Source organism: Bacillus timonensis, assembly GCF_004799755.1.
Classification (GTDB): domain Bacteria; phylum Bacillota; class Bacilli; order Bacillales; family Bacillaceae_L; genus Ferdinandcohnia; species Ferdinandcohnia timonensis_A.
Window position 1 is genome coordinate 1 of record NZ_SLUB01000140.1, and the last position, 871, is coordinate 871.

General features: G+C 37.8%; 1 protein-coding gene. It reads right to left on the reverse strand.

Features of this window, described 5'->3' with window-relative positions; translation table 11 throughout:
- Window positions 1-871, reverse strand: an 871-nt coding sequence (locus tag E1I69_RS24240; protein WP_207308609.1) for an IS91 family transposase, incomplete at both ends; no start/stop codon positions are given.

Genomic DNA, 871 nt, shown 5'->3' on the forward strand with positions numbered 1-871 from the left:
TTTACAACCCAACGTCTTGCTTTTTGTTGCCAAGTACTCAACACTTTTTTACATAAGTTTTTTGATCTTCTTGAATACATACCGTAATGCCGAATAGTTTTAAATTGCTCGTCTGGGATATGGCGAATTAAACGTGAAATAAATTCTTCGACACTTACGGTTTCGGATTTGTCTTTTCCGTCAGTTTTATCCTTATATTTGAACGTAACGAATTGCCCATCATATGCCTCAATCCGATTGATTCCAATCGCTGGTCGACGAATATAACGGCCAATATAACGAAGTTGTTCTTTTATTTTTCCCCTCTGTTTAGGGGCATACACATAGAAGCCTTCGCCATTATTGGTGAACGCCTTTTGAAGTCTTGGTTGGATTCTTTTCTTTTCTCTTGGTGAAACTCCGTTTCTAATTAATTTTAATACGACCGTTTGCCATTGTTTACGAAGCATTGTAAATGGCAAGAAATCATACTGCTTCCATTCTCCTTTTTCTGTTAATCCACCCATTGTAACTAACATATGTACGTGAGGGTTGAAGTTGACCCTTGAACCAAAAGTGTGGAGTCCAGCAATAATCCCAGGTGTTACTTTTGCTTTCTTTTTGAAGAAGTCGGTAAGGAGTCTTGCAGAAGCATCCATTAAATCTTTTAATAGATGTCGGTGAAGGAGAAATACATCTCGTAGTCCTTCATCAATCGTAAAAATTACGTGCCGATGATTAACCTGAAGAACATCTTCAGTAAGTAACCTACTCCATTCTTCACTTTCTCCAACAGAGCACGTGGTACAAAATCGACCTTTACATCGGTAAGGAACCTTTCGCACATCATGACAACCTTCACACACAAATAACTTAAATCCATTTTTGATAT